Source organism: Parapedobacter defluvii (assembly GCF_014642075.1).
GTDB lineage: Bacteria > Bacteroidota > Bacteroidia > Sphingobacteriales > Sphingobacteriaceae > Parapedobacter > Parapedobacter defluvii.
This window is the reverse complement of record NZ_BMIK01000003.1, coordinates 140,541-160,742: the sequence shown is the minus strand read 5'-3', so window position 1 is coordinate 160,742 and position 20,202 is coordinate 140,541. Positions and strand designations below refer to the sequence as shown.

Genomic DNA, 20,202 nt, shown 5'->3' with positions numbered 1-20,202 from the left:
CCAATAAGAGCAATTTGCCGGCGAATCATCCCTTGGTGGCAGCCTATGGCGCATAGCAGTTTAGCAGTTTCCGAAGCAATATCCTTGCTCCGTGGATTCGGGTCTTAACCGTGCCAATAGGTATTTTTAAATGTTCAGCTATTTCTAGGTATTTGAATCCTTCGAAATGCATAATGAAAGGCGTGTAATGATTTTCAGGAAGTTTATTCAGGGCATGGCTTATATCCTCCATCATAAACTTGCTTTCGGATCCATTGTTTTGTGCATGGAAAGAAGTGCCTTTGTATGCTGTTTCGTCACCATCGTCGCGGAATATCGCATAAGTTCTTCTGACCTTACGGTAATCGTTGATGAAGGTGTTTTTAAGGATTGCATAGAGCCATGCCTTTAGATTGGTCCCCACCTTGAATTTTCCCCGATGCCTAATCGCTTTGTTCAATGTTTCCTGCACGAGGTCACGTGCACTTTCGTCATCGGGCACATATCGGCGGGCATACCGGTTAAGCGAATTGATTTCGCCTACTAGTCGGGTGTCGAATTCGGTGTTATCCATGTGTCTTCTCCTCCTTGCAATCCGTGATTCTTGATCTATCGGTAAGTAAAGGTAGGGTATAATCCGGTCGGTATTGATGACCGTGATCAGCGCGCAACATGATCTTCGTCTTCTAAGAATGCCGATGTTGGGTGTCAAGTTGGTGGGTAACCGCGATGCGCGTGAAAGGGCGACCAGTTAATTGTACAAATGCTCCAGGCCGGAATAATCCAGGATATAAATTTCGCCTCCGTCTATCCTGACCAATCCCTGCGACCTAAAGTCGCTGAGTGTCCGTATCAATGACTCTTTTGCCACCCCGGCCATGGAAGCCAAGGTTTCGCGTGACATGTCGATACGAAAGGAATCTGACCGATCAATGTCATACATTTTGCATACTGCCAATAAGGTGTCCGCTACCTTTTTCCTTAACGAGTGATACGCCATACTTACCAGCCGCTCCTCGCTGTAGTGAATTTGTTTTGCGAGTATTTTCAGGAAGTTTTTCATGACTTCAGGATGCCGCCACAGGAGGTCGTTGAATTCGGAGATAGGGATAATGGTTAGGAAAGTGTCCTCCAATGCCTCTGCTGTTTCATGATAGATGCCGTTTTCAAATACGGCCTTGTACCCCAGAAAATCCCCTTGGCGATAGAGCTGTACAATAAGTTCCCGGCCATCAGCACCCCGCTTTGAAGCTTTTACGCGACCTTTGGTGATATAATAGAGCTTAGACGGGTGGTTGCCCTCCGAGTAGATCAACTGCTTCTTTACATAATGGTTGATGTCCCTACCCCTTTTCAGTTCCTCCAGATGATCCGTGCCTGAAGCAATGCCGGCGCCCTTAGCCCCTACGTTGCTTTGCATGTCGTGCTGAAATAGCCCAGACTTCTTAAGCCGGCTTTCAATGGCACCCAGTAACACGGTGCTGTTGGTGGGTTTCGGGATGTAATCATCCGCCCCCAAGTCCATGCCCTTCCGCATTTCAGCCTCATCTGTCAAGCTCGTCAAAAAAATGAATGGGATATGGCGGAGCACATGGTTTTTTCGGACGATATGCAACACACCCAAACCATCCAACACCGGCATCATCACGTCACATAGGATGAGGTCGGGAGGATTTTCGATTGCCAAGTTGATACCTTGCTTGCCATCAGTTGCTGAATGGACCACATAGTCGGCCATTTCGAGTATTTCCGATATCAATTGTCGGGTCTCCGGGTCATCATCAATAAGTAGGATGGTTTTCTTGTCAGTGTCCATGCGGATTTACTTTTTTTGATGAACCTAAACTGAAGCAATGTGCTAAGCAGCAAAAGGTTACATGTTACAAGAATTGTAGCCGTACGCGCTGCTTGAAGCATTCAAGCAGCGGACATGTTTTCCTTCTTATAAAGATGACAATAATTATTGAATAAATGTGTGCCCAATCTTACCAATTCAACTGGGTCAACGCACAATCAACATTTTTGGCAAGTGCACCGCCGGTACCTGCAACCCGGTGAAGGATCATACATAGGTATGACGGGGATCATCGATCGTTGACTGGTTTTATAGCGACCTTCGTGCTTTGGATAAAGAAAAACGAAATGAAAACGAACGAAAAATTATTAAGAGATATATGGCACACCCTCAAATGGGAACGGTTACTGCCCGTAGTTGTTATTGCAATGTCAACGTTGATGTTCAGTTGCAACCCGGCACCCGACAGAAACGCACAAGAAGCCAGCGAAGATTTAGGAGAAGCGGACCGTACATCGCTGGATACCATAAATGAAATTGAAGCAGCAAGGGCAAATGCTGAAGCAGCGTGGAAGCAGTTTAAAGCAGAATCTGATAGTTCCATAGCAAGTTTGGAAAATGACTTAAGAAAGATGGAGGTCACATTAGAAACGGCGAAAAAGAATGAAAAACAAAACCTGTATGCTGAATATAGTAAAGTTAAGGATGAAATAACCGTACTCAAAGACAAACTCCATCAGCGAAATGTCGCATTTGAAAGTGACATCAAAGCATTTGACAATACGGTTTCCGAAAAAACCGAATCCTTTAAACGTGAATTCAAACACGATACGGATGAGCTTGGAAAGTCGATAAAAGCCTTGTTTAAGGATAATGTAAAGTAAACAACTACTTTGGATGTTCCGGGGTCGGAATTGGACGACCAGTGAGACATATTTTAGTGAAGATGAAGATAACATTTAAAGAATTGAAATGATGAATTACGAATATTATTTCTGGGGAATGCACCTCGTATGGTGGTTGATTTGGATTGTGTTGCTCTTTTGGATTTTTGCCATTCCTTACGATATTCCTGGCCAAAGAACGACGAAAGGTACACCGCTCGATCTTTTAAAAAAGCGCTTTGCCTCAGGCCAAATAACCAAAGAAGAATACCTGGAAAAGAGGAAAATCCTGGAAGGATAATTCGCCGCCTACTGCCTCAAGTTGTGTGTCATTCTATAAGAAAGGGTGTTTATTCAGCATGTGGGCAATAGCCCACATGCTGGCTGATCTGCTCGGGACAACCGCCTCTTGGACGCTCGTTTAGATCATGCACCATATAGCCAATCCATTGACAATCTTTTCAACCAAAATATCCCATCTATCCATAACGCGTTTTTATTCCGCAAGAATCCAAACACTCACTGATTTACCGGCTACATGGAATGCTGCTGTGCCGTCCAAATGAACAACCACTTCGCCAGATACATGCCCAAGGCAATCCACATAACGCCGGCGGGCGTGTTGCTTGCCAATGTACATCGTTTTGGACACCGCTGCATCAGTTGAAATCAGCACGGCGCATGACGAGCCCGACCGATTGCGTTCTCCCTCCCTTGTCCAACCGATAGACCGTGCATTGTCAATGTAATCATGTTGCGTACCGTAGGCGAGCTGTTTCCTTACATACAGCAATACGGCAAGTTCATCCACGGGCTGCTGGACAATGTCATGCAGATGGCCGTCGCCCCCGGTGTCTCGGTAAGCACTGCCATAAAGATCGGGATAGAATATACAGGGGTACCCATCTTTCCTCAATAGGATAATCGTGTAGGCAATTGGCCGGAACCAACGTTCAACGGTGCTCTCTGACGCCTGCAGCGGTTGGGTATCATGGTTTTCGACCAGTGTGACGGCCAACTGCGGGCGATTGAGCACCAACGTGCCGTCAAACAACCGCCGTAGATCAACCATTTCAGGACATTTGGAAGCATCCGAAAAATGGCGTTGCAGCGGTGCGTCGAACAACGACATGCGGCCACCCGTGGTTTCGATAAATTGCAACAGCGCATCGGGATCTTCCGGAGCCCAGTATTCGCCGACGGTGAAAAACTCCCGCTTGAATGTATCCCTAAGGGTATCCAGCCATTGGTTAAGGAATTCCGGATTGATGTGTTTCACGGCATCCAGCCGAAATCCATCGCAACCGACGGAGTTGCAAAACCAGTTCCCCCAAGCCGTAAGCTCTTGTACCACAGCTGGGTTACGGAAATCAATATCCGTGAGCATCAGGTAATCGGCGTTGCCGTCATCCTGCCCTGCTACATCCTGCCAACCTGATCCATATTGGTTTTGGATGCAGTAAATGGCGGCTTCGCTAGGTAGGGCGTTGTGATCCAGTCCGCTGAAACATTGGTAGTCCCAGATAAATGCCGAATGCTGCCCGTTCCGGCCCGGGAACGTGAATTTGGTATATGCCTCGATGAAGTGCGACCCATCTAAGAAATCGTTGCGGCTATGCGGATTTACCCGCCTTACCGCGATGGTTTCCTTTTCGTCTCCGCCCCCCATGTGGTTCAGCACGATGTCGCAGTACACCTGAAGCCCGGCTAGCTTGCTGGCATGCACGGCGCTAAGCAGTTCTTCCTTTGTCCCGTATTTTGTCCGTATGGAGCCTTTCTGGTCAAATTCCCCCAGGTCATAGAGGTCATAAGAATCATAGCCAGATGAAGACGGTCCCTCCATGCCTTTGCCGGCCGGCGGTAGCCATACGGCGTCGATACCTAAGGCTTTGAGCCGGCTGGCTTCTGCCTTCAGGTGGTTCCAAAGCGTACCATCCGCCGGATAATACCACTCGAAGAACTGGAACATGGTGCCATTTTCCATTATCGTGCGGGCCTCAATGGGTTGCCGGTCGAACCTCCGGTGCCAACGTGTTTGCCCTCGGGAAATTGATAACCCGTAGCCACTTCAATAACAGGACAATGGGGTATACCGGATCGATTTCGTGCCAGCGCCTACCGAAGTTAGCCGAAGAAGGATGTTTATGGTGATTGTTGTGATAAGACTCGCCGAGCATCAGTACGTCAACCACCAGCAGGTTGCGTGAAGTGTTTTTAAGCCTGAAATTGATGTAACCGTATTTATGCGCAAACCAATTGACCACGGCCCCGTGGAAGGCACCCATGGTAATGACGATGGGAAGCAGCAGGAACCACCACAAGCTGTTGGCAAACAGCAGAAAAAAGGCAATATAGGCGGCTACCCACAGCACCCTCGAAAGCGGGGCATTGCCCCACCGGTCAAGCCGCTCCCAATTGGGCAGGTTTTTTGTAAATCGCTCCTCCACTTGCATACGCCTTCTGTCAATGTCGAGGTAGATGTTCCGTGTACGCCACATCATGGCAAAGATATTTGATGAGAAGTTAGGCGAATGCGGATCCCGCTCGGTATCGGTATACGCGTGATGCATACGGTGCATAATGGCGTAGGCCCGTGGGCTCATGTAGGAAGAGCCCTGCGTAATATATGAAAACACGAAGAAAAAACGCTCCCAGAACCGGCTCATCGTAAATGAGCCATGCGCTGCATACCGATGCTGGAAAAAGGTCTGGGAAAATAACGAGAGATACCATATCCCGACGAAAAAAAACAAAATGACCATGATAATGGGCTTTAAAATGTAAACGGAGGATGCAGAGATCGAATATTAAAGCCCACTTTGGTTGCGGTAAGAGGAAAGTGGTAACCCGGAGACGTGTATCTGTATCTTATTAATTATCATAAAGGTAGGTTATTTAGTTGGAAAAACACCAAACTAATGCCTGTATTTATTTTCTGATCGCGCCCAGTCATGATACGATGCTGCCGTAGGGCTTTTCAAAGGTATGTTGCAGCGCCAGATACGAAATAAGATACGCCAGCGTGCTTTCTGCACCCTGGTTACGATTTACGCCGTCGCGTTGCAATCCATCGCAGCAACCGTGGGTGTCAAAATCATACATGCTCACGCGGAGATCGTTCTCGCCCAAGAACCACATGAATGACGTATACAGCCGGCTGAGGTAACGGGGATCTCCCGCATAGCTGTAGGCCTGGAAGTAAAGCAGCACCATAGCCATGGCATCAACAGGCTGTTGGGCAAATGGCGAGGGAACGCCGGTTTGCCTGTACCAATTCTCATTGCCGATGAGGCTCAGGTGTCCTTTGGAAAGCGTATGCGATTCCAGGAATTCCAGGCTTTCAAATGCCACATCCCTGAACGACGCATTGTTTGTCACCTCTGCGGCACACAGCATGGCCATGGGCAGCAGCCCATTGTCGTAGGCCAAAAGAGATTCATACCAATGCCAGGTGTCTGTCCGGTGTAGCTGATAGGCATCATAAAGACGTTGGGCCAGCTTCCGCGTTAGTTCGGACATCTCTTCGTTTGACGGATTGTCTTTCAAATAATAATAGAGGCCGATAAGCGTATTGGCAATGCTCCGGATGGACTTCAGGCGTTCAAAATGGGGTGTTGCATTAGAGAACAGCCGTTGCACAACCTGATAATAGGCATCCATCGGCGAATAGGCAATGGCATAGCCGAGCGCCCAGATAGCCCTTCCAAAGGCATCCTCCGAGCTCACATCATCGAGGAAACTCCGATTGAACCCCATAAAGTTCCGGAAGGTGCCATCCGTGTTCTGCGCATAATTCAGGTAGCCAAGGTAAACAGCGATATATTTGAGCGCCTGCTCGCTGTTGGTCCTCCTATAAGCCATCAGCATCATGAGCAGTGCTCGTGCATTGTCATCAAGGCAATACCCTTCGTTGTAATTCGGAATCCCGAAGTTGGCATGCTGGAATATGCCCACACGGTCCGTGAGCCGTTCGATGTGGTCGAAGCGCAATGGAGGCAGTATGCTGCGGTCCAATGCCGGATCCTTTTTGAGGATCGCTTTGGGGACGTTGGCCATGAGATCTCTGGTAAGTTCATGGTATCTTGCGCCCGTTTTCGGCCAGGTGATGGTTTTTCCGTATTCTCCCGCCTTATCCCGCAAAGCTTCTAATTTATCGGGATGTGCAAGTAAATCTACCAATAGGTTGGTCAGTTGCTCCTCATCAGCAAAGTTAAATAACGCTCCCCGTCCTTCGGCCAACAGCTCGGCCGCGTGCCAATAGGGAGTGGATATGACGGCTGAACCGACACCGACTGCATAGGACAGGGTGCCGCTGGTAATCTGCGCCTCATTGAGGTAGGGTGTGAGGTAAATGTCGGAAGCGGCGAGGTATTTGAACAAATCGTCTTCCGACGCGTACTGGTTGAGGAATACCACGTGGTCTTCGAGGCCCAGTTTCTTGACCAACCGGTGCAAAAACAACCGGTATTCTTCGCCCGCGTGCTTGACCACATTGGGATGTGTTTTTCCAAGTACAACGTACACGACGTCGGGGTATTTCGATACGACCCTCGGCAAAGCGCATATAGCGGTTTCGATCCCTTTGTTTCGGCCAAGAAAACCAAATGTCAGCAATACCCTTTTCGTCTCCAGCCCCAACTCCAGCCGGGCTGCTGTTCGATCGTACCGGATGGGCGGCACACCGTGGGGCACCAGTTCGATTTTTTCTGCCGGTACCCCGTACGTTTGCCGCAGTATCTCCGCTGCCTTGTGGGCCATGACGATTAATTTGCTGGCTACCCTGGTGATTTCTTTCATCACCGCCAGCTGATTGTAGGATGGCTTATTGAGCACGGTGTGGAACGTAGCCATCACGGGAACCTCCAGACTATGCAGCAACGTCAGGATGAATATGCCGTTCTGCCCGCCGAAAATTCCAAATTCGTGCTGGACAACACATACATCCACCTGGTTTTGGTTAATGAACTCAGCCGCTTTGAGGTACGTGCCATGGTCGTCCTGGTCGATGATAAATTTCACTTCCGGAGGATACATATAAGTACTGCCGGGATCATTGATGGCGACGACAAAATTGCCTGATGTCCCGGAACCGTCGCCGGTAGATTGGAAGAGGTGCTGTGTAAATGACCCGATACCGCATTGGCGGGGGGCGTAAGTGCCTATAAAAGCGATTTTCATCTGATTAAATTATTTATGAGTGTAGGTTTTCACCGTTTGTTTGCTTTCAACCGCACTCAAGCGATTGCTTTAATTTATTGCCTTTTATTTATGGCAATTTATACACGTCTCTTGGGTGTAATTATTTAACGGTCGAAAACGCTAGCATGAATTGTTCCCTGGATGTGATGACTGGATTGGTACGGAAGCGGGGAAGAACCAGTCGATCAATACGAAGTTGCTAAATGTAGTCATTTTTGGCTACATATCTGGTATTTCATTTAAATACCTTATCTTACAAGAAATAAACTATACGATCATGACAAAAGATAAAGGATCAAAGAAAGAAGGCGGCAAAAAGGCCGCCGTTAAGAGTTTAAAGGAAAAACGGGCAGGCAAGAAGGAAAAACAGGCAGAGAAGCGCAGGAAAGATTAACTCCTGAAGTGGATCAGTTTTTTCCCTTCCGTAGAATGCTGCAACCAAGCCAATGCCTTGGTTTTGATCTGCCTCACACGTTCGGTGGTTAACCCGAGCTGCCGGCTGATTTCTTCAAGGTTTTTCGGTTCAGCCCCGCCGAGTCCGAAAAATAGTTTCAGCACCAGTTGCTCCCGTTGGGGGAGCCTGCGTATTGCATCTCCGACAACGATTTCCAGTGAGTCGCTCATCGCCCGATGGTCCGTCGGCACCCCGCCGTCCGGCAACGAATCCAATAAGCTCATTTCGGGCGAATGAAGGGAGGGAGCATCTACCGAAACCTGCTTATTGCCGTTTAACAATATGCGGGCCAATCGCTCAGGCGAAACGCCAAGCACCCCGGCCAGCTCCTCCACGGTGGGTTCACGCTCCAACCGCTGCTCCAGCTCGGATTGCGACCGCTTCACTTTGACTAAATCAGTAATCTGGTTTAATGGCAGACGGACCGTGCGCGACTGCACGGAAATGGCCGACATAATGCTCTGCCTGATCCACCAGACGGCGTAGGATATAAATTTGAAACCGCGTGTCTCGTCAAACCGTTTCGCCGCTGTGACCAGCCCAAGGTTTCCCTCGTTGATCAGATCTTCGAGCACCACGCCTTGATGCTGGAATTGCTTGGCCACCGAAATCACAAACCTAAGGTTCCCATTGACCAACCGGTTCAGCGCAGCAGTATCTCCCGTACGTATCCGGACGGCCAGCGCAACTTCTTCCTCGCCGGTAAGCATGTCATATTTACTTATATCATGCAAATAGCTGTTCAGGGATCGATTTTCGCGGTTGGTAATCGATTCGGATATTTTCAGTTGTCTCATGTGCTGCTTTCGTGTGAAAGTATGCTGTAAATGTAGGCAATTAAGTCGGACAAATTGGAGAAACCCCGATAATACCCTACCGTTGCGCCATCCCTTCTGAATACCCGTGCTCACCAGGTGTGAGTGTTGTCATGTGCTAACACTTTTAAAAGAAGTCACTGCAATTTACATCATTCAATTTCATCAACTGTAAATAGTAAATAACTAAGATCTGGTTGCACCCTGCAAGCGCGGTGTGGAAAGAACAAAAAAAACCACCAAGGATTAGCCCTGGTGGTTTTCATACAATATCTGAAAAACAGAAAATTAATTCAATTTTACGTTTACTGCGTTGAGGCCCTTTTGGCCCTGCTCGACTTCAAATGAGACATCATCATTTTCGCGGATCTGGTCTTTCAACCCGGAAGAGTGAACAAATACCTCTCGTCCACCGTCTTTGGGGGTGATGAAACCGAAACCCTTAGTCTCATTGAAAAATTTTACTACGCCTTCTTGCATGGCTTTTGAATAAAAAATTAATTGAATTATTAATTGGCTTAAAGGTAAGAATAAAATATTGTAATTCAGCGGTTTTATTTATTAAAATCGGAAGGAATGGCATGCTCCTTAGGCATATCCATGCAGGTCGGCATTGCGGCAAGACATCACAATCACCGTAGAAGCGACAGCGCTGGAACGTCAGAGGCCATGAGCGTAGGGGTTCCGCAGGCCGCAAATGCGCGGGGCCAATTGCTCCTAATATCCCCACGCACCATACCGATGTAGGCGATAGCCCGCCTCCAATTTAGCAATAATGTTGGTACGAAGCACGTCCGCCCCCCGTTACGCCAAACCCTTGTTATGTGCAAGTGCTTTAGTCCAGTAAAACCGTTGATTCTGTTACTCTTACTTGGTCTTGCAAATAATCGTCAGCCAAAAGATGTTTTAGTTCGGGATGCCGGGCAAAGGTTTTGACCACAAACGGACATAGTGGATAAATTTTTGTTTTCCTTTCTTCGGCAAACTCCACCAATCTGTTGAAAAGCGGAATACCCAATTTTTGGTCTTTAAATTCTTCGTAAACCCTTGTACCGTTGGCAAGCAGGTTGCCGTTGTCCAACCATTTGTATTGAATCCACCCTGCTTCCATTCCGTTGTCTAAGATAACAAAGAATCTCCCTTCTTTGCCATCGTCATATTGTTTGAAATTCATTTTATTTTTGTTTTTAATTGATAATAGGTTTCCTCGATTCTGAAAAGGAAGTGATTTTTTGTTCACTTGGCAAATCGTTCAAATGCGGAAATTTTCCCTGACGAAAATCTCGATACATCTGTGCGATGTCTTCCATTGTGTCTGCTACAAAAGGTCCGTGATGAACCACAGGAACATTATGAGGCTGTCCTGCATACAACACAAAATGGGTGTCGTTTTCCAATGCTTCAAATTGTATTTCGGTATCGCCGTCTTCAGTCGCTTTATCAAGCCAACCCGCTTGTTCGGCATTGATGATTTTGTCGCCTGCTTTCACACTGCCTTTTAATACATATACCAAACCATTATAGTGCGATGGAATTTCCTGTGATACCACAGCTCGGTTGTCTAACCTGAAGTCCACCAAAGTAAATGGCGTATGGTTTTTTAATGGCGAAATCAATCCGTTACTGCTTCCGCTATACACACGAATTTCGTATGTATCGGTTTTAATTTTGGGTACGTCTTCCAATAGTATCTTTTGTAAGAAAGGTTGAGCGTATCGCTTTTCGGGCGGTAGTACCAACCACACTTGCAGCATACGAAGTTTTTGTTTGGAAGTGATTTCTTCGGTGTGGATAATGCCTTTTCCGGCGGTCATTAGTTCAAAACTTCCCGTTTTCCAATCTTTTTCATTGCCTTCCAAAACCAAGCTCAAGGTTTCAAACCCAGCGTGTGGATGTGCTCCTCCTACGGGTTCTCCACCAGGAAGGTTCAGGCTGTCGTCCATAAACAAAATAAAAGGGTCACTGTCTTTGTAAGATACACCGTCCAATACCGCCATTGCACGATGTCCTGTTCCCAAAAAACCATTATGCCAATGGTTTTGAGTTATTTTTGAAATGTTTCTGCGTATGATCATTGTTGTACTTTTTTAGTTAAAAAAATCCTTTGCTTCAGTTCGGGGAAACGAATAAACGCCGTAATCCAAAGCAGCATTTGAAAAATAACCGCCATTGCTATCGGTTGTTGATGTTGCAAATGTGTGACAATAGCTCCACCCAAATAGGCTACTAACAACAATGTCCCTAAAATTCCTGTTCTCGGAACAATGAAGAGTATCAGCGAGATGATTTCAATAATCCCGATGAACTGATAAGTGGTGGTATCAATCCCGAACGAAGAAGCCTGAGCCAAAGCTGTTTCGTTTTGCGTAAGTTTCATAAAGGCACTCATTGTAAACACAAGTCCTAAAATGATGGTCAATGTCCATCCTGTGATTTTGATTGTTTTTTGTGACATAATTTTAATTTTTAAATTCTGATGCAAAATTCAGAATAAATACTATACCTTTGTTATCTGTTACAAAAAGGATAGTACTTACAAAAAGAATAGTATATGGCAAAACACACGGTAGAAAGTTGCTCAAAAGCCAAAATGGCTATCAGAGATACGTTAGATATAGTAGGCGGTAAATGGAAGTTAATCCTGATTTCGGTGCTACGAAGCGGTAAAAAAGGGTTTAATGAATTGTCGAGAGAAGCGGGAATTTCCCCTCGTATTTTGTCGAAAGAATTGCAAGAATTGGAAATGAACGGATTGGTTAGTCGTGAAGTTTGTAATACAAAACCTGTTACGGTTCAGTATGAATTAACTGATTACAGCCAAACGCTGAACGAGGTTTTATTGGCAATGGAAAAATGGGGTTATCTGCACAGGAAAAAAATTGTTCAAGGGGTTGAGTAATTGTCAAATCGTTCTGTGGTCGCTTGTCTGCGGTGGTTTGGTAGCATTGCACATAACGGTTCGGGGCTTGGCGTAGTGGGGGCTTTTCAGCACAACACTTGATATGAAGCACACGGCTCAAATTTAGCAATAATGTTGATACGAAGAACGTTCGCCCCCATTACGCCAAACCCTTGTTAGTGGCATGTGGCATTTTGTCGTCCGCTGTCTGTTGTCTGGAAGTGCGTCTGCTGAAAAACCAGAAAATAAGGATGAACGTTTTTTTTATCTCATCTTTGTCAATTCTGTTGGGGCATAACCAAATTGCTTCTTAAAAGCGTAGGAAAAATGCGCCAAACTTTCAAAACCAAGTTCAAAACAAATTGCTGACGGTTTTTTATTATTTTTTTCTATTTGAAAGTGAGCTTCAATCAGTCGTTTGTTCTGCAACCATTGTCGGGGTGGAACACCAAATGTTTTTTGAAAATCACGCTTGAACCCAGCAAGGCTCCTGCCGGTCAATTTTGCAAAATTTTCAATCGGCACATTGAATTTGTAATTCGATAACATAAACTTTTCCAAATCAATCTTATACGGTTCTGAAAAGTCGAAAAAGAAATTTTTAAGTTCCGGTTTTGTAAGTAATAAAAGCTGAACGGCTTCTTTCACTTTTATACTACTTAGTTGATCGTTGATATTTTTATGGTTTTGTGTATATGGAATTAAGGAGTTGAAGAAACCCCGCAAAAAAGCGCTTTCCGGAATAAGTATATTCGATGGCCCGTTGTACTTTTCGTTGTTGTCAATCTGATTTTCCAACGCATATTTTCTCAAAATATCATCCTTAAGAATTAAAAGTATGGCTTTCTGGTATTCTTTGTCTATTGGGGTTTTGGTAACTTTTACAAATTGATGTTTACGGACTAATAAAATATCACCCGGTTTAATCACAATTTTTTCGATATTCGTTTTAAGCGTTAGTTGCCCCGATATTTGCAGCGCTAGAATGCTTTCTGAAAGAAATCGGTCTGACTCCTTTTCCTTTTCGGCATCTATAGTAAAAACAAATACATCGGGAGTTACTTTATTTGAATGGTTTTCCATGAAAATCCCTTTATTTTACTCTTGTTCAGGCAAGTCTACCATTTTTGCGCTCTCTTTCCACAATAAATCTCTTACGTCATTGTTTTGAGCAAGTTGGGAAGGATTGGCAAAGGTAAGTTTTCCTCTTACCAATGACGCATAAATTTTATCTGTCGGTAGCGTAACTTTACCCAATGCAAGTGCTGCCAAAGTTTTGCCAGCATGTTCTGCCCTACCTACAAATAAAAAGGGTTTAAACATACTCACTACATTGAGTAAGGGTCGTATGAGAACAGTTACCATAATTTTCATAAATACTGATTGTTTACCCATTAGAGAAGTACCACCAGTTAGCCCAGGGTTGAATGCAATCACACGGATACCTCTGTTACCTTTTAAACTTATGGCAGAAAGTGAACGTGCGGTAAGAAGATTACAGAGTTTTGTAGCTGCATAAAACCTCATACCTTTCGGACTATTTTCATTAGGGTACGCCAATTCTAACGGATTTAAGACCTTCGGTCCAAAAGGAACAATTGCAGGGTCATGTGTGTCGCTTGTCGTGATTACTATTTTACTGTCTTTTGCCATGTTTGGCAAAAATAACCTTGCTAACAAATAATGAGCAAGGTGGTTGGTCGCAAATGTCAGTTCAAAACCATCTTCGCTTTTTTGTATGTAATCTGATGCCCGAATAGCCGCATTCAATACCAATACATCAATTTTGGTATGCCCCAGTCGCTGTTTTATGTTATCCGCAAAAGAACGAACACTTCTTAAAGAAGAAAGGTCAAGTGGAAGAACATCTGTTCCTTCAGGCACAATACGTCCGCTTCCACGTGCGCCAACATATACTTTCGTGTCGGGCAATTTTACAAAATGTTTTAAGGCTTCTGCACCAATACCTGAGGTTGCCCCTGTCATTATAATAACCATAATTAATTTGGATTAATTCAGAGACAAAAGTACGCATAAAACGTCCGATAAACTTTCTTGCACGGCTCATTTTACTTTCCTGTACGGCTCACATATAAAACTGTGTAATGGGAGGTATGGTAAATTTATCCTATGCCTTGGGCTTTTTTATTTTTTGCTGAGTCTTTTGGCATGAATATGTCTGTCGGTGTGGGTTGTTCTGCCATTGCCACTAACGTTTGGCGGCTTTGCGAAGAAGCGGATTTCGGAGCTCAAAACTGTCAACATACCACAAAAGTTGATGCGAGGTAGAATGTTCAATTAACCACTGAACCCGCTTTTTTGCAAAACCGCTGTTATAGCCAGTGGTTCTTGTCGTCCGTCCTTTCAAACCATTATCAATACTACGTTTCTCTGTCTTTGTCGTGTCGGGTTGTGCGGTTGCGTATTTTTTATTTTCAGAAGGGGAGGCGATTTTTTTTATTTCAATTTTGTCTGCGTGGGAAAGGTGGAAGCTCTTTTGCAAGCTTTGGTCTGTGCTTGGGCTTGCGTGGCTTGCAAATGTGCTTACACCTGTGCGATGGCTTTTAATATTGTCTATACGCTTTTTCATGTGCTTGTTTAATTTGGTCAGCCAACGATTTAGGTTCAATAACTTTCATGTTGTCACCGAAAGATAGTAGTTCCATTACAAGGTCATGTGTCAGGCAAAGTTTAAGTTTAATTTTCATTTCTTCGTCATTGTCTACCAATACTTGTTGAGTGTCGTGTAATGGAAGTGTCTTGATATACTTACCTTGAAATGGGTCAAATGATAGAATGATGTCTTGCGGTTCTTCGTCATTTGGGCTAATAATACCAAAGCAGTAGCGGTAACTTTGCTCAATGCTGTAATTATCGGGATACTGGTATGTTTGATTTGTTATTTCAAGGTTTGTCAAACGGTCAAGTGCAAAACTCTTTATGTTGTTGTCCTTACTATCTTTTGCCATGATATACCAACGGTTCTTAAACTCCTTTAAGGCATAAGGCTCTACAAAACGCTGGCTTAATTCTTCTTCCCAAAATTTCTGATAATTGAATTTGATTTGAAGTCTGTTTTTAATGGCATGAAGCAAACCATATAAATTCTCTGTTCCTTGCGGTCTGCGTTTTTCCAAATGAATAAAAGGTGTTAAGTCTTGTGCAAGATTAAGAGAATTAAACATATCAAATGCCTCCATCATTCTTTGAAAATTCATGTTTTCATTTTCATTTTGGCTGATGAAATAGCCCTTTTGAAATTTTGAATACTCTATGTCAATTCCAAAAACATTTCTGATCTCCTTTATATCACGTTGCAAGGTTCGTTTTGAAAAACCTATTTGCAAATTATCGTCTTGCATTTGCAGATAATCAAACTGATTTTCTATATAGCTCTGTAATTCCTCATAAGTTGAGTAAGGTTTTACCTTCAACTTTTTGAGAATTAGCAAGTATCTTGATATGTAGCCTCTTTTTGACATTAGTAGCTTTCTCCAGTGAGTTCTAATATTACTTTTTCTCTATCATCATATTCTTGTTTATTGTCCCAATCGTTGTTTATTGTCCAAATGAATTTTCCTGTTTTACAGTCAAATGCGATTTGCTGTCCGTTTAATTCAAAGTATTTCCAATAATCAACCGATTTTTGGTCTTTGTATGAGCTCTCGTCTAATGAAAGTTTTTCTTTCAATTCTACGAAAAGAGAATAAGAATAATACTCCTTATGAAAACCGCTTGTCATTGTTGAACCTAATAAAAGAATATCAAATTCATTGTTGTCATTAAAGCGTGCAAGTTTTTGACTTCCGCAATTGTCAATCATTTCAAACTGTTTAACGAAATAATAACGCCAATCATTTTTGTCTGAAAAATCTGCAATGATTTTTTCTAAATCTTGAAACAAAGTCGTTGGATTGATATTATCAAATAATGATTTCAAAACTTTGCGTTGTTTGTTATCATCTCTTAATAACCTTTTCCAACTAATATCACGTTCATTACGTCCTTTGCTGATTAGAAAACTATAATTTCTACCAATACTCAACAAATAATCTCCAGTTGCTAACAAGGCTCTTTCAAAAAGAAAATTGTCAAAGTTTTTCAATCCGTCATTACTAAATACGGCTTTTGCTTTTTCTGTGTATTCTTTGAATTTATCAATATTGTATATTCCGTTTTCGTCTTTACACCAATCTAAAATAAAGCCGATTTGTCCGTTGAAATAACCGTGATTTTCAATTTCAATAATTGCATTTTTCCAATCATCATTTTGTAAAATAAGATTCGCTTTTGTCTTTTCTTCTTCAATTATGAATTTTGGAAAGCCTTTATCTTCTGGGTTTACGGAATCTTTAAAATATTCAACTATTCTATTTCTATATGGAATGAGCTTTGATAAAAACAATATTGAATCTGCAAATGTATTTGCATTGTCATAATACAATCTATGTGCTTCAACAAGATTTCGGACTATTCTCAACCAATTTTGCAGATTCACTTTATCAATATCATTTTCACAAGCTAAATATTGGTATAAAGCAAATAATTTCAATAGTTCTGCATAGCCTAAATTGTTTTTAATTGCACCAGTGAATATGTCTCTTTCATCTGCATAAGTCGTGTCAGAAAGAAATGTTTTCAATCCGCTTTTATCAGATATTTTATTTAAAACTAATTTCAGCGTTTTAAAATAATCCTCATCAAAACAGCCTAAGTCCAAATATTGATTGAATGAAACTTTTTGACCACCTCTCAATAAATCAATCATCCGTCTGAATTTATCGTCTTTTGGAGCTTTTAGTGTGTAATTTATTACAGCCATTGTTCTGAAAAAATTCAAAAGCTGTTCGTCAAAAACATTTTCGGTTTTATCACGATAATTCCAAAATAAATCTGTCCAAAGTGTATCAATTTGATGTGAAAATGTTTCGGTTGCTTCTGCATTGCTTTCCCAACCCTCTTTGTTTATATGTTGTTCAAACTTTGCTTTAAAATTTTCAAAATCAGTAAGAGGTTTACCTCTTGCATTCATTTTGATATACAAATCATCTGAAAGTCCAAAGTTTTGCAACTCTATGTAATGAAAACTAATGTTGTTTAGTTTGTCCCAAACTTCCGTTTCATCTTTAAATGTTTGCTGAATGTCATCTAACATTGTCAGCATTGATTTTATTGTCTGGTCTCTTTTCCACGAAAGAAAAAACCAAGAGCTATCAATGATAAGTGTAGAAATATTTTGTTCGGGATTGTAAATAATTCCTTTATTGATTAAGTCAATACAAAATTCTCGTGAACTTGTTCGTGTTTCGTAAGTGAATTTTGTCAAAAGATTTTTTAATTCATCATTTAACTTGTTTTCTTTAACTGCAACAAACCAATGCAACAAAAACAATGTTGTTAATCTTTGTTGTCCGTCAAGCGGTTGTAAAATTTTATTTCTTACGCTACCATAAACAAAATCCAATTCCTTTGGTGTTCCATTAACTGCTTCAAGTAAAAACTTTAAGAAGTTTTCTCTTAGTTCTTCTTTTCCTTCTCTACCCTGAGCGTAATCTCGTTGTATAATTGGAATTTCAATTTTACTCAGCGGTTGCCATGTTTCATTTTCATAAATAGCTTCTTCGTTAGAAACCAATTGCAGAAAATTTAATTTTTTTGATGTCGGATTATTGCTCATTTTCTGCCAATGTCATTTGAGGTAAATACTGATTTATTACTTTTTGTATTTTTTCAAAATATGAAGTTCTATCGTTTTCATTCCAAACTTCAATGTCTTTCACGTTTGCTGAATAATATTTCATAAAAACATTTTTTGTGCAAATGGGAATAAAAGTTCCTTCAATTTCTCTTTCAATTATTTTCTTTCTTTTTTCTTTGAAAGAATCGTTTTTGTAAGAACGATTAGTTCCACTATCTAATAAACACAGGTTTCGTAAGCTATTATCTTCTTCGCCCAATACATAGTCAACAATGTCTTCAAATTCATTTTCATCAATTGTGTTGCCTGATTTTATGAATTCAATTCGATTATTTAACTCCTCGTTGTGATGATTGTCTGTTTTAATGAAGTTGTTTTTTAGCCAGTCAATTTGATTTTCTATTTTCACATTAACTTCTGTTGCGATAGCGTGAATGTGTTCAACGTCCCAAGATTCTTTTTTGTAACGGTCAAAAGGGAAACGATTAGTTTCGTTTTCGTTGTTGAGCATAGTTTGTATGTTGTGAAGCAATAAAATTTCACGAACATATTTTCCGTTATATTCGACTTCTTCCAAATTCACATTTTTAAATTTGGATTCTATTTCTTGGTCTATCCAATATGAAAACTTCGTTTTTGATTTTTCTTTTTTCTCTTTAAGAATGTTTTTGATGTTTGTTCCAATCGCAATTAGATAACCAATTTTGTGATATAATTCTCTGTCATTATACCACTCTTCAAGAGTTTGGAAATACTTTTTAATTTCCTGCCAATTGTCGTTTATTTCTTTTTCTGATTTGGTTTTAAATTTTTCATTAAAGAAATGGAAAGTGGAATACTTGTCATCACTTGGCTTGTCTGACATTAAATTAAAAATAAACTCTATTCTCGTTGCCAAGGTATTTTCATTTTTGTTGATGAAATACCAAAAAGAATCGTCTTGTAAGGCATATTCAATTCTGTCCCATTCTGAAGCAATTTCTAATTGTTTCAAACGTAGTTTTTCGCTGTCTGCTTTTGCGAAATTTGAACTATTTAAAAACAAAGCTTTAATCAATTCAGCATTTGTTAGTGGAATTTTACCGCTATTTATCCTCGTGAAAATATCAATAGAATCATCTTTTGCCGAAGTTTCATACCAAATAACTTTTGTAGAAAAGTTGAATTTTGATTCAAATGTATTTACATCAAATTGCTCTCCTTTGTTTTTGAACCAATCACAAATTGTTTTGTAAGCAGAAGAAATAAAATAATAATCAATGTTTGTGTCGTTTATCGTTTCTCCGTTTAATTCTTTTTGTAAATAGTCGGCTGAATTTTCTCTTGTTTCGTATTTTAAGCCAAATAATTTCTTTCTACGGTTTTCAACATAGCCTTGATTTAAATGATGTAAGATTAAAAAAGTTGTCGTGAGCCTTTGTTGTCCATCAATTACGTCCCACTCATTATCATCTTTTTTCTTTACCACAATCGGCTGTAAGCAATACCATGTTTTTTCATTTGAATTTTCAATTTCCTTTGGAGAAAATTCATTGATGTCATTCAATAATTCTGTCACTTGTTGTTCTGTCCAACGATAACCTCTTTGATAGGATGGTATAAAAAAGTTGTTTTTCAGCAAATCGTTTATAGTCCTAATTGATATATTGTTATGCTCCATATTCATTATTTTCCTTCAAATGTATTAAAAACAGTTCTGCACAAGCTTTAGCATCACTCAAAGCATCATGATGATTTAAGTGAATTTTGTATTGCCTACAAAGTGAAGCTAAATTGTCTCCGTATATTTTATAGGTGCAATGTCCAGTAAATTCAGGTGTTGAAATTTCATAAAAATCTAAAGTTTGCTTTAAGCAATGAAAGTCAAACGCAAAACCGTTATGAGCAACAACATTTTGATTCTTAATGAATGGCTCAATTTGATGCCAAATTTTATCAAATGTTGGTGCATCTGCCGTTTGTTCGGGATTTATTCCATGAATATCAATGAAATTATTCCAGTAATAGTTGTCAGGTGGTTGAACCAAAATAGATAACTGCTCTTTAATAATTTGATTTTCGACACGAACTAAACCAACTTGACAAATGCTCCAACGCTTGCCTTGTGCGGTTTCAAAATCTATGGCGGTATAAGAATTAAGCACTTTTGTAACTTATTCTTTTGCACTTTTCATCATAGGTTTCAATAAGGCTACCGTTTTTTACTGTGAAGGTATTACCTGCTGCACCTCTTACCATTTTGCTTCCTTGGCTCATGTATGAAATGCGTTTACATTTTTCGTCATACACTTCAATTAATGAACCGTTGACAACTACAAAGAAATTACTTGCTACTCCAACAAGTTCTTTGTTTCCTGCACTCATGTATGAAATTCTTTTGCTGTTTGCATCATAAACTTCGATGAGGCTTCCTTTTTCTCTTACGTCTGAAATCATATTTTATATTTTTATTTTAACGCCTACTCTATTCAGTTTTCGG

Annotated in this window: 22 protein-coding genes; 4 read left to right on the top strand and 18 right to left on the bottom strand. The window is 41.5% G+C overall.

Translation table 11 applies throughout. The features are described 5' to 3' along the window. Positions 1–43 precede the first annotated feature (43 nt). Together IEX60_RS07155 and IEX60_RS07150 are read right to left on the bottom strand one after the other, a co-directional pair. Positions 44–553: an RNA polymerase sigma factor gene (locus tag IEX60_RS07155; protein WP_188748953.1), complete on the bottom strand. Its 510-nt coding sequence runs from the start codon at positions 551–553 to the stop codon at positions 44–46. A gap of 177 nt (positions 554–730) precedes the next feature. Continuing rightward, complete coding sequence (locus tag IEX60_RS07150; RefSeq protein ID WP_188748951.1) at positions 731–1,795, bottom strand: response regulator; 1,065 nt, start codon at positions 1,793–1,795, stop codon at positions 731–733. 326 nt (positions 1,796–2,121) lie between these two features. Between IEX60_RS07150 and IEX60_RS07145 the strand changes: the two genes are divergently transcribed. After that, the gene (locus IEX60_RS07145) at positions 2,122–2,658 is read left to right on the top strand and encodes a hypothetical protein (RefSeq protein ID WP_188748949.1); all 537 of its coding nucleotides are present in this window, start codon (positions 2,122–2,124) and stop codon (positions 2,656–2,658) included. An 88-nt stretch (positions 2,659–2,746) separates the two neighbouring features. Then, a complete protein-coding gene (locus IEX60_RS07140; protein ID WP_188748947.1) occupies positions 2,747–2,959 on the top strand; it encodes an SHOCT domain-containing protein in 213 nt (70 codons plus the stop codon). 195 nt (positions 2,960–3,154) lie between these two features. On the opposite strand, the gene IEX60_RS07135 is transcribed toward IEX60_RS07140, so the two are convergent. The 5 genes from IEX60_RS07135 to IEX60_RS07115 form a co-directional block, all read right to left on the bottom strand. Then, positions 3,155–4,642 (bottom strand): alpha-amylase, encoded by a 1,488-nt coding sequence (locus IEX60_RS07135; protein WP_188748945.1) that lies wholly within the window; start codon positions 4,640–4,642, stop codon positions 3,155–3,157. 13 nt (positions 4,643–4,655) lie between these two features. Next, positions 4,656–5,420, bottom strand: coding sequence for an acyl-CoA desaturase (locus tag IEX60_RS07130; protein ID WP_188748944.1), 765 nt, complete (start codon positions 5,418–5,420; stop codon positions 4,656–4,658). A 187-nt stretch (positions 5,421–5,607) separates the two neighbouring features. Further along, positions 5,608–7,836 carry a glycosyltransferase family 4 protein gene (locus IEX60_RS07125; protein ID WP_188748942.1) on the bottom strand — a complete coding sequence of 743 codons (2,229 nt, stop codon included), beginning with the start codon at positions 7,834–7,836 and terminating at the stop codon, positions 5,608–5,610. Between the two features lie 411 nt (positions 7,837–8,247). Further along, positions 8,248–9,108 (bottom strand): sigma-70 family RNA polymerase sigma factor, encoded by an 861-nt coding sequence (locus IEX60_RS07120; RefSeq protein ID WP_188748939.1) that lies wholly within the window; start codon positions 9,106–9,108, stop codon positions 8,248–8,250. A 306-nt stretch (positions 9,109–9,414) separates the two neighbouring features. Continuing rightward, positions 9,415–9,606, bottom strand: a complete 192-nt coding sequence (locus IEX60_RS07115) for a cold-shock protein (RefSeq protein WP_188505341.1) — start codon at positions 9,604–9,606, stop codon at positions 9,415–9,417. Positions 9,607–9,702: 96 nt separating this feature from the next. On the opposite strand from IEX60_RS07115, the gene IEX60_RS07110 reads away from it, so the two are divergent. Continuing rightward, the gene (locus IEX60_RS07110; protein WP_188748937.1) at positions 9,703–9,873 is read left to right on the top strand and encodes a hypothetical protein; all 171 of its coding nucleotides are present in this window, start codon (positions 9,703–9,705) and stop codon (positions 9,871–9,873) included. A gap of 88 nt (positions 9,874–9,961) precedes the next feature. Here the strand turns inward: IEX60_RS07110 and IEX60_RS07105 are convergent, their stop codons facing one another. The 3 genes from IEX60_RS07105 to IEX60_RS07095 are packed head-to-tail and all read right to left on the bottom strand — an operon-like array spanning position 9,962 to position 11,581. Next, on the bottom strand, positions 9,962–10,300 hold the full coding sequence (locus IEX60_RS07105; RefSeq protein WP_052258987.1) for a GNAT family N-acetyltransferase: 339 nt from the start codon (positions 10,298–10,300) through the stop codon (positions 9,962–9,964). A 13-nt stretch (positions 10,301–10,313) separates the two neighbouring features. Beyond that, a complete protein-coding gene (locus IEX60_RS07100; protein WP_188748935.1) occupies positions 10,314–11,201 on the bottom strand; it encodes a pirin family protein in 888 nt (295 codons plus the stop codon). After that, positions 11,198–11,581, bottom strand: a complete 384-nt coding sequence (locus IEX60_RS07095; RefSeq protein WP_188748933.1) for a DoxX family protein — start codon at positions 11,579–11,581, stop codon at positions 11,198–11,200. Before IEX60_RS07095 ends, IEX60_RS07100 begins: the two co-directional genes overlap by 4 nt. A 96-nt stretch (positions 11,582–11,677) precedes the next feature. On the opposite strand from IEX60_RS07095, the gene IEX60_RS07090 reads away from it, so the two are divergent. Next, positions 11,678–12,025, top strand: a complete 348-nt coding sequence (locus IEX60_RS07090; protein WP_090975041.1) for a winged helix-turn-helix transcriptional regulator — start codon at positions 11,678–11,680, stop codon at positions 12,023–12,025. A gap of 264 nt (positions 12,026–12,289) precedes the next feature. Here IEX60_RS07090 and IEX60_RS07085 read toward each other — a convergent pair whose 3' ends face one another. The 8 genes from IEX60_RS07085 to IEX60_RS07050 form a co-directional block, all read right to left on the bottom strand. After that, positions 12,290–13,108 carry a helix-turn-helix domain-containing protein gene (locus IEX60_RS07085; RefSeq protein ID WP_188748932.1) on the bottom strand — a complete coding sequence of 273 codons (819 nt, stop codon included), beginning with the start codon at positions 13,106–13,108 and terminating at the stop codon, positions 12,290–12,292. A gap of 15 nt (positions 13,109–13,123) precedes the next feature. Then, positions 13,124–14,011 carry an SDR family NAD(P)-dependent oxidoreductase gene (locus IEX60_RS07080; RefSeq protein WP_229717458.1) on the bottom strand — a complete coding sequence of 296 codons (888 nt, stop codon included), beginning with the start codon at positions 14,009–14,011 and terminating at the stop codon, positions 13,124–13,126. Between the two features lie 223 nt (positions 14,012–14,234). Further along, a complete protein-coding gene (locus IEX60_RS07075; RefSeq protein ID WP_188748928.1) occupies positions 14,235–14,615 on the bottom strand; it encodes a hypothetical protein in 381 nt (126 codons plus the stop codon). Further along, the gene (locus IEX60_RS07070; protein WP_188748927.1) at positions 14,590–15,507 is read right to left on the bottom strand and encodes a helix-turn-helix transcriptional regulator; all 918 of its coding nucleotides are present in this window, start codon (positions 15,505–15,507) and stop codon (positions 14,590–14,592) included. Before IEX60_RS07070 ends, IEX60_RS07075 begins: the two co-directional genes overlap by 26 nt. After that, the gene (locus tag IEX60_RS07065) at positions 15,507–17,702 is read right to left on the bottom strand and encodes a DUF262 domain-containing protein (RefSeq protein WP_188748925.1); all 2,196 of its coding nucleotides are present in this window, start codon (positions 17,700–17,702) and stop codon (positions 15,507–15,509) included. The genes IEX60_RS07070 and IEX60_RS07065 overlap by 1 nt, the downstream gene beginning before the upstream one ends. Then, positions 17,692–19,383 (bottom strand): DUF262 domain-containing protein, encoded by a 1,692-nt coding sequence (locus tag IEX60_RS07060; RefSeq protein ID WP_188748923.1) that lies wholly within the window; start codon positions 19,381–19,383, stop codon positions 17,692–17,694. Before IEX60_RS07060 ends, IEX60_RS07065 begins: the two co-directional genes overlap by 11 nt. Beyond that, positions 19,373–19,867 (bottom strand): exonuclease domain-containing protein, encoded by a 495-nt coding sequence (locus tag IEX60_RS07055; protein WP_188748921.1) that lies wholly within the window; start codon positions 19,865–19,867, stop codon positions 19,373–19,375. The genes IEX60_RS07060 and IEX60_RS07055 overlap by 11 nt, the downstream gene beginning before the upstream one ends. Continuing rightward, complete coding sequence (locus tag IEX60_RS07050; protein WP_188748919.1) at positions 19,860–20,159, bottom strand: hypothetical protein; 300 nt, start codon at positions 20,157–20,159, stop codon at positions 19,860–19,862. Before IEX60_RS07050 ends, IEX60_RS07055 begins: the two co-directional genes overlap by 8 nt. Positions 20,160–20,202: the final 43 nt, after the last annotated feature.

Coding starts and splice junctions, on each gene's coding strand:
- IEX60_RS07155 (WP_188748953.1), bottom strand. CDS start 553: ATGGATAACACCGAATTCGACACCCGACTAGTAGGCGAAATCAATTCG.
- IEX60_RS07150 (WP_188748951.1), bottom strand. CDS start 1,795: ATGGACACTGACAAGAAAACCATCCTACTTATTGATGATGACCCGGAG.
- IEX60_RS07145 (WP_188748949.1), top strand. CDS start 2,122: ATGAAAACGAACGAAAAATTATTAAGAGATATATGGCACACCCTCAAA.
- IEX60_RS07140 (WP_188748947.1), top strand. CDS start 2,747: ATGATGAATTACGAATATTATTTCTGGGGAATGCACCTCGTATGGTGG.
- IEX60_RS07135 (WP_188748945.1), bottom strand. CDS start 4,642: ATGGAAAATGGCACCATGTTCCAGTTCTTCGAGTGGTATTATCCGGCG.
- IEX60_RS07130 (WP_188748944.1), bottom strand. CDS start 5,420: ATGGTCATTTTGTTTTTTTTCGTCGGGATATGGTATCTCTCGTTATTT.
- IEX60_RS07125 (WP_188748942.1), bottom strand. CDS start 7,836: ATGAAAATCGCTTTTATAGGCACTTACGCCCCCCGCCAATGCGGTATC.
- IEX60_RS07120 (WP_188748939.1), bottom strand. CDS start 9,108: ATGAGACAACTGAAAATATCCGAATCGATTACCAACCGCGAAAATCGA.
- IEX60_RS07115 (WP_188505341.1), bottom strand. CDS start 9,606: ATGCAAGAAGGCGTAGTAAAATTTTTCAATGAGACTAAGGGTTTCGGT.
- IEX60_RS07110 (WP_188748937.1), top strand. CDS start 9,703: ATGGCATGCTCCTTAGGCATATCCATGCAGGTCGGCATTGCGGCAAGA.
- IEX60_RS07105 (WP_052258987.1), bottom strand. CDS start 10,300: ATGAATTTCAAACAATATGACGATGGCAAAGAAGGGAGATTCTTTGTT.
- IEX60_RS07100 (WP_188748935.1), bottom strand. CDS start 11,201: ATGATCATACGCAGAAACATTTCAAAAATAACTCAAAACCATTGGCAT.
- IEX60_RS07095 (WP_188748933.1), bottom strand. CDS start 11,581: ATGTCACAAAAAACAATCAAAATCACAGGATGGACATTGACCATCATT.
- IEX60_RS07090 (WP_090975041.1), top strand. CDS start 11,678: ATGGCAAAACACACGGTAGAAAGTTGCTCAAAAGCCAAAATGGCTATC.
- IEX60_RS07085 (WP_188748932.1), bottom strand. CDS start 13,108: ATGGAAAACCATTCAAATAAAGTAACTCCCGATGTATTTGTTTTTACT.
- IEX60_RS07080 (WP_229717458.1), bottom strand. CDS start 14,011: ATGACAGGGGCAACCTCAGGTATTGGTGCAGAAGCCTTAAAACATTTT.
- IEX60_RS07075 (WP_188748928.1), bottom strand. CDS start 14,615: ATGAAAAAGCGTATAGACAATATTAAAAGCCATCGCACAGGTGTAAGC.
- IEX60_RS07070 (WP_188748927.1), bottom strand. CDS start 15,507: ATGTCAAAAAGAGGCTACATATCAAGATACTTGCTAATTCTCAAAAAG.
- IEX60_RS07065 (WP_188748925.1), bottom strand. CDS start 17,702: ATGAGCAATAATCCGACATCAAAAAAATTAAATTTTCTGCAATTGGTT.
- IEX60_RS07060 (WP_188748923.1), bottom strand. CDS start 19,383: ATGGAGCATAACAATATATCAATTAGGACTATAAACGATTTGCTGAAA.
- IEX60_RS07050 (WP_188748919.1), bottom strand. CDS start 20,159: ATGATTTCAGACGTAAGAGAAAAAGGAAGCCTCATCGAAGTTTATGAT.